The organism is Clostridium sp., assembly GCF_050717535.1.
In the GTDB taxonomy this organism is placed as follows: Bacteria; Bacillota; Clostridia; order Clostridiales; family Clostridiaceae; genus Clostridium_AD.
This window is the reverse complement of record NZ_JBOITM010000003.1, coordinates 43,440-53,421: the sequence shown is the minus strand read 5'-3', so window position 1 is coordinate 53,421 and position 9,982 is coordinate 43,440. Positions and strand designations below refer to the sequence as shown.

Sequence of the window (9,982 nt, the reverse complement as noted above, 5' to 3'; positions counted from 1 at the left end):
CCATAATTAAAGTATATCTCAAAACGTGTATGTTAACAATGCTTATATATCCTATAAACAAAATTAGTTTCTTATGCTATCCATCCCACACCTGAAGGAGTGGGCTTTACGCACAAATATTGTAATCAATCATATTATTTCTATTTTCTTTTGTAATACATGCTACGTTTATATATTTGGGTATCATTTTATCACCTCAATTGAATTAAGACATAAAAAATTATATCTTAATTATACTACTATTGCCTTATACAATGATGAAATGCATACATCATAATAAAATATTATCTCTAACAAAAAGAAAGAACTATCTAACTTTATTTAGATAGTTCTTTCTTTGTTCTATAAATGTATGTTTTTAGTCAAAATCATGCATTTGGTTAAGACGTAGTTAAATACGATTCCGACATAAATATATGGTTAATTATACTATTTTTACTACAAATTATATATAAAATAAAAATATTTTATAATCAAAAAAAATGACAATGCCGTGAAACCAAAAATTTCACGACATTTGTTATGTTCCTGAAACTAGCTTATATCCTCATTCATGCTTTAATATATGCATTAACCTACTATAATCACTGCATAAAACCTATCTAATTGAGAAAATCCCCACTATTTATGCATTATCCATTACTTTAAAATACATTTTTTATTACAATCTTGATCATAGAATTCTACAACATAACAAATGAAAATCGTATCTTGTAATTTATTTTTCAACTTACTATGGAAATGGGCTGATACACCAATTATATATTCTTTTTTTCTAAAACATGTTGAACTTTAATATTAATACGCATATAATGAATATGAATTCAAATTCATTATATTGAAATAGGAGGTATTATGAAGGGTATTGATTTTACTAAACCAGAAAGTAAAAAGGATTTAAAAAGAAAGACTATTATTAAAGCCGCTACAAAGGTCTTTTCACAGAAAGGATACATTGATTCTTCAATAAAAGATATTACTGATGAAGCCTCTGTAGCAGTAGGTACATTTTATTCGTACTTTAATAATAAAGAAGAAGTATTAGAGCAGATTTACGAAGAAATTTCCGATATGAGTCTGAAAATCGCTTCTGATGTTTCTATGGGCGAAAATGATAGTATTCCTAAAAAATTCACTTTAGCAATGACCTGTGCAATTTGCACATATGTAAGCAATAAAGAGCTGTCAAAGTTACTATTTGTAAAATCGATGGCAATTAATGAATCATTTGAAAAGAAACGTTGGGAGACATTAGACAAGACAAATAGTTATTTAAAAGGAATACTGGAACATTTAAATGAAGTCCACTCATTGGGTATCAATGATATCAATGTAACTTCGGTTTTACTTACTAGTAGCATATTTGGTGTTATAACCTACTGGATTGATGAAAGGCTTACAAGTAATTTGAAAGATACGATTTTCTCTTTGTGTACTTATCACCTTAGAGCATTGAATATTGATTTTACAGATAATGAGGTAAATCAGTATATCACTGAAGTGCTCATATCAGATTATGAAGAACTTTTGAAATAGAAGAATTTAAATTTATGGAGGTAATTATAATGCAAGAATATAGGACAAAGGAAACTTATGGTGATTTTTATGAAAATGAGGGAAAGCCACTAGTTGTTATTTTAGGCGGTAGTAGATCTGGCCTTCCATCTCCTTTAAGTGAAGACTTATTGGATTATTTAAAGCCAAATTATAATGTTTTACTACTAGCATATTTTGGTGTTGGGGATCTCCCTAAGACGTTAGAAAGGATTTCAATGGAATACTTTGTGAATGCTATTAGTTTTGTAAAAGAAAAGTATAAAATAGCTGATAATCAAGTAGTTCTTATTGGTCAATCTAAAGGAGGAGAAGCTGCTTTACTATTATCTAATTACATGAAATCAGCAATTACTATTGCTTGTGTCCCTAGTTGCTATGTATTTCAAGGTTTACCAGTTACTCCTTCTAACCTGAAATCTCCTAAATCTTCATGGTCATTTAATAATTATGATTTACCATATATTAAATTTTATTTAGATAAGAATGCTATGAAAGAAGCAGAAAAAAAGAATTATTGTAAATGTTATGAAATGTCTATAGAAAACAGTTTAAATAAAAATGCATTAATCAATATTAACAACTATAAAGGAAAAATATTATTGCTTTCAGCTGAAAATGACAATTATTGGCCAAGTAAAAAGATGTGTAATATACTAGTTAAAAATAGCACTAACAAAGATAATATAAATCATATTGTTTTAGACTTAGAGGGACATTACTTTTTAAGCTATAAACAATCAGTTAATGAAATAATTAACTTTTTAAAGACAAATGCACCCTTCTTAGCTTAATCTTTAAGCCGACTTTGAAAAACTATTTTTTTGTGTAACTGCTTAAAGTACCACATAAAATTAAAATAATAAAAAGAGGCATACAATATAATGAAAATTATATTGTATGTCTTCTAACTATAATATGCTTACATTTGATTTTCTTGTTGCACCTTCACAACACCTTTAATCCTTCTTTTGAAGTATTTAGCATTTAATGTTTTGGTGTGATTGTAATACCACCACTTTTGTTTTTGACTTGTGGGGCTAACATTTAATAAGCATTTTTACTATATCATGTTTAGGACAAATTCAAAAAATATTTTTATAACTTCACAACTTAACTAGTACCATAAAAAAATGTTTTTTCAACCTTTTAGTTAAAATAAGTGAAATATCCTTTTATTATTATCCAACCGAACTCTCAAAATACATTATCCAAGTCCAAATAAATAAAAGTGAATAAAACGATATCTCTTGAATCTTTCTAAATATTCCCTTCAGCCTTACAGAAAATAACATTCCTAAAATAACTGACACAAATATAAAAACAAAAAAATATTGATGATTAATAAATAACTGATCCCGAATTTGCCAATACACTACTATATGTAATGATGCTGTAGGATAATTAAATGGTATCCACTGTATACTCAGTGAAGTTAACAAAACAAAACTAATTATTGTAATAATCAAAAACCTTTTTAAATCAATTTTCTTCCTCATATTGAGAATCTCCTTTGCTTACCTCACAATACGATATTATATAGTCCCTGTTCCTATTTGTATTTTATATATTGTTTACTTCTACTTATTGGCCTTATCATATAATTTATTAATTGAAATAATATCGGATATGCTACTACATATGAATTTGGTAAATTATATATAATTACTATAATACCGAAAACACTCATGCACATTGAATTCAAAATTGAAATATACAACTGAAGTTTTAAAAATCCTTCTTTATTTACAATAATGAACTTTTCACTTCAATTAATAATATTCATTTTCAAACTTAGGTATTTTTTCTTGGATTATGCTAACAAAAGTATAGATTGCGCAGAATGCATTTGAATAAGCCTTAGTAATTCAAAATTTATTTTATTTGCAGATGCATATAGAAAAATGCATGTTTGAGCAAAGCGAGTTTGCATTTTTTAGCAGATGCAGATAAAATGAATTTTAGAATTACTTGGCGATATGAAAGCATTCTAGCAATCTATACTTTTCGTTATAGCATAATCTAAGAAAAAACTCTTAACTTGAATTTTTAGATTATCTCCTTTTATACCTCTAACACAAATTTCTGAATAACCTTTGCTACTCCATCGCAATTATTACTATCAGTAATATACTGCGCAGCCTCTTTCACAAGCTCACTCCCATTTGCCATAGCAACTCCAAGCCCCGCAAACTCAATCATAGACAAATCATTTTCGCTATCCCCAATACAAATAATCTGTTCACTTTTTATTCCATAATACTCTCCTAAAATTTTAACCGCACTTCCCTTAGATACGCCCCTATTCATTACTTCAAAATTGTTAAAACGAGAACTTACCACTTCAAACTCATCCATGGTTTTTAGCTCCATTTTTGCACACTGCAATCTATCTAAATCTTCCTCCACTGCTATACCCTTAAAAATTTCGCTTTCATATTCTTTAAATACCTCATCCCAATCTTCAACAAGTATTATTTTAACCTGCTTATCCTTTGGTAGTGTTTTATTAACTTCCTCATAAAAACGAGAAGAATATATTAGTTTTTCCGTAAAGACTATATCGCTAGTATAAAAGTGTGGATATAGACTGTACTTCTTAAAAACTTCTAAAAGTTTATTGCACTTTTCTATCCCCAATGTTGATTTGTAAACTATCTCATCTTTATCTTTTTCCCTAATGTAAGCACCATTAGATGCTATTACCGGTGACTTAACCCCCAAAAGTTCAGAGAAAAAATCTGCAGAAGTAAAAATTCTTCCCGTACACACTGCAATTCTTACACCCTTTTCACTGGCTAACTTTATAGCTTTATGATTTTCCTCACTAATAATTTTTTTATCATTTAACAAGGTACCATCCATATCTATACATATTAATTTATAATCCATATTTTTGCCTTCCTTCTTTGTTTTTTATTAATTTTTTCTTGATTATATAGGAGATATCTCTGTCCATTATTAATAGTGTATACTATAAAATATCTTTTACCTATACTAGTCTAATTGCTTTTATTTAAATGTTCCTAAGTACTTATTCAATAAATATTGAACCCTTCCTTCATAATCTTTCAAATATCTCTCCAAAAAATCATAGTATTCAACATTATTTAACGTCACCACTGAATGTTTACCATAAAATTCCTCATATGCTCCTGCAACTAAAATTTTCATTCTTTCTTTAAGCTTCCAATTTGTTATGCCCTCCGCAAACTCCAGATCACCTAAGTATTCTGGCTTAATTATCTGAATCACAGCTAATCTATAAAGATAATAATTATATATTGGTGCTACCTTTTTAGATTTTAATAGCCTTCTCCGCCTTTTAAACACTTTTATGATTCTCATCATCAAAAATAATATAATTACAGTTAATATGTTTATTGTCCTAAGCTGCACATCTGAAAATAAAACCACTTTACCTGCAGCTGATCCTCCTGTAGGTTCAATATCTCCTATAATATTTTGTGGTTTGCGAGTCATACTTATGTCAACTTCACCAGTATCTGCAGTATTTTTCTGATTTTCTTCAAGCTGCATTAGTTTTCTTTGTATGTCCTCTGAAGCAGTTGGTGATGCATCTGCTATTGTCCATAAATTTGAATATCCAGAAGCTCCAAGTAAAACTTCACACCATGCATGAGCATCTGAATTAGAAACACTATATAATCCACTAGAATCTTTTTTGTCAGGGGTTTTGAATCCCTCTACGTACCTTGCAGGGACCCCTGCCATCCTACACATCACAGTCATTGCTGTATTAAAATAAGTGCAGTACCCTTTTTTCTCCTTGAATAAGAAATAATCAATAAATTCACTATCCTTTGGTATCACTGAAACCTGTAAATCATATACATAGTTTTTAACTAAATAATTTTTAATTTTCAATACCTTTTCTATACTGGTATTAGAATCTTTTGTGATATCCACAACTAAATCATAAGTCCTTTTAGAAATGTTTTGGGGTACTTGAAGATATTCTGCATAATCATTCACTATTTTATAATCCTCATTGTTCCTAAATTTAAATTTATCTTCAATTAGAGTATTTTTATCAATAAATATATTTATATCCTTAGGCCTTAGCAAATAATCCATAGGAAAATCATATTTCACTACCACACTTATTGCAGAGTTCTTCTTCTGATTACTCTTCTCTAAAATTTTTGCTGTGGAGTCTCTTACATCTTCAATTGTATCAATTGCATCGTTATATCTATAAAATTCCACATTATAAGGTTTTGTAACTGCATCTTCACTTAAAACCGTTGGTGCCTTATCATAAAATAAAGCTCCCTCCATATCCACACTAAAAACATAGTTAGGTACGAATATTGTATTAGTTTTAAATTTTTTATCTGGATATATAGTTAGTGTATTTTTCATATCAATTGAGCTTTTCCCATAATTTAAAAACTCCATATCACTACCGTCAATTTTTCTATAATAATTTTCATTAGTTTTAGTCCACTTGTTTCCATCATAAAAATTCATAACTTTGCCCTTTAAATAATATGATCTATCACTTTTGACCTTAAAAACTTCCCTATAATTCAAGGAAATAGGTCCACCCAATCTTTTATCATTACTACTATACCCAGAAGCAGATAAACTATATCTATCTTTATTTAATGGGAAAGGTTCAGCAGTATCTGATCCAAACTTATTCTCAAAATAATTACCAAAACGGGTTAAGTCTTGCCCCTTAATCTCCTGTGGTAGCATAAGGGTTGTTTTAGAAATTGCTAGAGAGATTATAATTCCATAGATTAACATGGGAACAAATTTTAAAGATACTATCACTCCATCATTCTTATATTTCTCAATCCTTTTTATGTAACTAATAATAAAGAAAGTCATTAGGGAGATAAATAGATATAGGAACAAATACTGTTTAACCACAGCATAAGAATTAGAAAACCATAATGAAATAACCACTCCAAGAGATATAATTAAAATGAAACTCTTCATAAACCTAAATGTTATCCATAAAATTAGTGCAATAAATAAAGGTATAATTATAATTAATATATACTTATATTGATAAAAATAAGTAATAGCCCCTTCATATATAAGGTCATTTAGACTGATAATATTTTTAATAATATATCGATTTACTATGTCATTAACAAATTCAGTTTTTTTAAGATAAGAGGCACCGCATATCCCAAAAATAAATAATGTAAACAAGACTCTATACATTCTTTTTCTGAGAACATAATCATAAAACCAATAAATCAAAAGGCCTATTAAAAATAACAAGCTTGTAAATACATAATTAAAATTTATAACATATACACCCTTTTCTAAGAGTCTTAAAATGAAATTAAAGTTTATAATAATCAGAACTATATATGTGAACTTTTTTCTAATCCACTGCATTGCTTCACCTCTCTATGAGTTCCTTAAAATTAATGCATTCTATTCTTAAATTTTTAAGAAGGGTAATATTTTTATTAAAATCCTTATTTTTAACAATATTATTGTCTTTAAATTCCCGTAAGGATTTTGCATAATAAAACACACTAACTCTATATCCCATTTCTTTTAAATTCATAAGGGCATTTCTTAATTTATCATCAACAGATATACTTACAATTCCTATCCAATTACCTTTAGATATATATTTTAAATTTGATCTTATAAAGCTAGTAAATTCAAAATTCCCATCACTTTTAGTTTTTAAGAACAATTCCATTATCCCCAGAAAATCTTCCTTGCATTCCACTTGCATTTTTTTTTGCTCCTTTGCATTTATAAACAAAGCAGTTTTAATTCTATTATTCATCATATATTTAGTTAAAGATAAAGAAAAATCTACCATCTCTTCCTCAATAATTTCATTTAATCCTTCTTTCACGTTATCAATATGCATATTCATAAATAAATTGCATTCTTTTCCAGAAACCGAATCAAAATTCTTCACATACAGTTCTCCATGCTTAGCACTTAATTTCCAATGTACTTTTTTAAGATTATCCCCTGTATTATACTTTCTTATATCTTTAATCAATGTAAAATCATCAATTCCACTTTTGCTATTAATAAGATTTTCATAACTATCCTGCCCGCACAAATTTATATTACTTAAATCATATAACTTAGGATATACCTTAATATCCAGTTGCTTGTGAATATTTTTTATTGATTTAAAAATACAAAATAAATCACTTACTTCTAAATATATATCTCCGAAATCATAGATTCCCCTTTTTTTTAAAATCATCTTATTAACAATCCATTTACTCTTATCCATACCAATAAATATCAAATCTCCACAGTATCCTTGTACTAATGAACGTAACGCTTTACTTTCCACAAAAACATAGGGTGTGGGTATTATCCCTGAATTTTCTACTATTATTGTAATATTAGCATTGTCTCCAACATTATAAAATCTACTGTCATATTTTATTTTAGCATTCAAGCTCTTTTTAGTTGTATGCATATAAATTTTTCCTAAAATCATGGTAACTGATAATAAATAAAATATTGAATAGGGTAGATTACCCCCTGACATATAAGCAAAAACAAAAGCCCCTATACTAAGAAATATTATTTTTTTATCAACCTTAATCATGTTATTTCACCTTAGGAACTTGAATTGTTTTTAAAATATCTAAAATCACCTGCTGCGTTGTATAATTATTAGCTCTAGCGGATGAAGTCAATGTTATTCTATGACTTAAGACAATTAATACATTTACCCGTATATCTTCTGGTATAATATAATCTCGTCCATTTATAAGTGCAGTGGCTTGTGCAACTCTTTGAAGCGCTAAGGATGCTCTTATACTCCCACCTAACAATATCAAGCTATTATGCCTAGTTGCATTAACTATCTTCACTATATATTCATTTAACTCTTTTTCTACATGCACATCCCTAACTTTTTTTTGTAAATATAAAATATCCTCCTCTGTGGCAACAGATTCTAATTCTTCAAAAGGATTACTTTGCCTATATAAATCTAATATATTCACTTCAGAATCTGGCTGAGGGTAACCTATTTTTACCTTAATCATAAACCTATCTAGCTGCGCCTCGGGTAATGAAAATGTTCCTTCGTACTCTATAGGATTTTCAGTTGCTAAGACTAAAAACGGCTCTTTTAGTTTATATGTAACCCCATTTTCAGAAACCTGTTTTTCTTCCATTGCTTCAAGTAGTGCAGACTGTGTTTTAGGTGATGTCCTATTTATCTCATCTGCCAATATTATATTAGAAAAAATAGGTCCCTTTTTATATTCAAACTCCATGGTTTTTTGACTATATATAGAAACCCCAATAATATCTGAAGGTAAAAGATCTGGTGTAAATTGGATTCTATTATATGACAGATTTAATGATTTTGCCAAAGCTTTAATAAGTGTGGTTTTTCCTACCCCCGGAACATCTTCAATTAAAATATGACCATTGGCTAATATCCCTTTTAATATATTGTAAATTTCAAGTCTCTTTCCCAATATAACTTTTCCAATGTTATCTGCAATTTTTTGTACTAATTCCACATCATTTGTCATAACTTATCCTCCTCCCATGCTTTAGGCTATAAAACCTATAATATTATAATAATTATATAATATCATCATTTTCATGATATATCCATTAATTCAATTATTAAACTTAGATTTAATTCTGAATTTTCAATTTATATTATATTAAAAAAAGTAAGGATACATTTCCTTTTAATTTTTTCAAAATAACACAATATTCACATATTTTCTTGATAATTATGCAACAATTACAAGATACAATGAAGTTAGTGAAAAGTTAACAACAAATAAAAAATAAACTATAGGAGTGATATTAATGAAAAGTAAAAATATTAAAAGTAAGATTATGGCAGGACTCGTTTTAGCATGTATGACTATATCAACTGCTAGTGCAGCATTTGGTGCTACTACAGCACCTGTAAATACTAATATTGAAACTAAGTTAAGTGCGTTGGTAACGGCAGGAACAATAACATCATCACAACTAACTTCGATAGAAACAGCAATAATGCCTTCAGGTAATATCAGCGGAGAAAAGGGTTCTCATGGTTCTAATTTAGATGCTTTAGTAACAGACGGAACAATAACAGCAGCACAACAAACTGCAATAGAAACTGCTTTAATGCCTTCAGATAATGTCGATGGAGAAAAGGTTGGTCATGGCTCTAATTTAGATGCTTTAGTGACAGACGGAACAATAACAGCAGCACAACAGACTGCAATAGAAACTGCTTTAAAATCAGCAGATAAAACTGAAGCAGGAAGAAAAACCACACTAGATACCTTAGTAACATCTGGTACAATAACATCGGCTCAAGAAACCTCAATAATAGCAGCCCCTGCTAAAGAACTTAATGATGGTGGACAAAATGGTGGTAGACAAATGGGTGGTCATGGTGATAATCAACCACAAATGAAACAACAGTAACAAA

General features: G+C 28.7%; 8 protein-coding genes. 3 read left to right on the top strand and 5 right to left on the bottom strand.

Going from position 1 to position 9,982, the window contains the following annotated elements:
- Window positions 1–855 precede the first annotated feature (855 nt).
- On the top strand, window positions 856–1,536 hold the full coding sequence (locus ACREVU_RS00870; RefSeq protein WP_431549749.1) for a TetR/AcrR family transcriptional regulator: 681 nt from the start codon (window positions 856–858) through the stop codon (window positions 1,534–1,536).
- Between the two features lie 29 nt (window positions 1,537–1,565).
- The gene (locus ACREVU_RS00865; protein ID WP_431549748.1) at window positions 1,566–2,348 is read left to right on the top strand and encodes an alpha/beta hydrolase family protein; all 783 of its coding nucleotides are present in this window, start codon (window positions 1,566–1,568) and stop codon (window positions 2,346–2,348) included.
- A gap of 387 nt (window positions 2,349–2,735) precedes the next feature.
- On the opposite strand, the gene ACREVU_RS00860 is transcribed toward ACREVU_RS00865, so the two are convergent.
- From ACREVU_RS00860 to ACREVU_RS00840, 5 genes are all read right to left on the bottom strand, one after another.
- Window positions 2,736–3,053 carry a hypothetical protein gene (locus ACREVU_RS00860; protein ID WP_431549747.1) on the bottom strand — a complete coding sequence of 106 codons (318 nt, stop codon included), beginning with the start codon at window positions 3,051–3,053 and terminating at the stop codon, window positions 2,736–2,738.
- A 565-nt stretch (window positions 3,054–3,618) separates the two neighbouring features.
- Window positions 3,619–4,446: a Cof-type HAD-IIB family hydrolase gene (locus tag ACREVU_RS00855; protein WP_431549746.1), complete on the bottom strand. Its 828-nt coding sequence runs from the start codon at window positions 4,444–4,446 to the stop codon at window positions 3,619–3,621.
- Between the two features lie 120 nt (window positions 4,447–4,566).
- Window positions 4,567–6,330 (bottom strand): transglutaminase-like domain-containing protein, encoded by a 1,764-nt coding sequence (locus ACREVU_RS00850; protein ID WP_431549745.1) that lies wholly within the window; start codon window positions 6,328–6,330, stop codon window positions 4,567–4,569.
- A 610-nt stretch (window positions 6,331–6,940) separates the two neighbouring features.
- A complete protein-coding gene (locus ACREVU_RS00845; RefSeq protein WP_431549744.1) occupies window positions 6,941–8,134 on the bottom strand; it encodes a DUF58 domain-containing protein in 1,194 nt (397 codons plus the stop codon).
- A gap of 1 nt (window position 8,135) precedes the next feature.
- Entirely contained in the window at window positions 8,136–9,077 is a 942-nt protein-coding gene (locus ACREVU_RS00840) for an AAA family ATPase (protein ID WP_431549743.1), read from the bottom strand.
- A gap of 289 nt (window positions 9,078–9,366) precedes the next feature.
- On the opposite strand from ACREVU_RS00840, the gene ACREVU_RS00835 reads away from it, so the two are divergent.
- A complete protein-coding gene (locus ACREVU_RS00835) occupies window positions 9,367–9,978 on the top strand; it encodes a hypothetical protein (RefSeq protein WP_431549742.1) in 612 nt (203 codons plus the stop codon).
- Window positions 9,979–9,982: the final 4 nt, after the last annotated feature.

What these genes read in the sequence shown, in the direction of transcription:
- ACREVU_RS00870 (WP_431549749.1), top strand. Translation starts at nt 856, where the DNA reads ATGAAGGGTATTGATTTTACTAAACCAGAAAGTAAAAAGGATTTAAAA.
- ACREVU_RS00865 (WP_431549748.1), top strand. Translation starts at nt 1,566, where the DNA reads ATGCAAGAATATAGGACAAAGGAAACTTATGGTGATTTTTATGAAAAT.
- ACREVU_RS00860 (WP_431549747.1), bottom strand. Translation starts at nt 3,053, where the DNA reads ATGAGGAAGAAAATTGATTTAAAAAGGTTTTTGATTATTACAATAATT.
- ACREVU_RS00855 (WP_431549746.1), bottom strand. Translation starts at nt 4,446, where the DNA reads ATGGATTATAAATTAATATGTATAGATATGGATGGTACCTTGTTAAAT.
- ACREVU_RS00850 (WP_431549745.1), bottom strand. Translation starts at nt 6,330, where the DNA reads ATGTTAATCTATGGAATTATAATCTCTCTAGCAATTTCTAAAACAACC.
- ACREVU_RS00845 (WP_431549744.1), bottom strand. Translation starts at nt 8,134, where the DNA reads ATGATTAAGGTTGATAAAAAAATAATATTTCTTAGTATAGGGGCTTTT.
- ACREVU_RS00840 (WP_431549743.1), bottom strand. Translation starts at nt 9,077, where the DNA reads ATGACAAATGATGTGGAATTAGTACAAAAAATTGCAGATAACATTGGA.
- ACREVU_RS00835 (WP_431549742.1), top strand. Translation starts at nt 9,367, where the DNA reads ATGAAAAGTAAAAATATTAAAAGTAAGATTATGGCAGGACTCGTTTTA.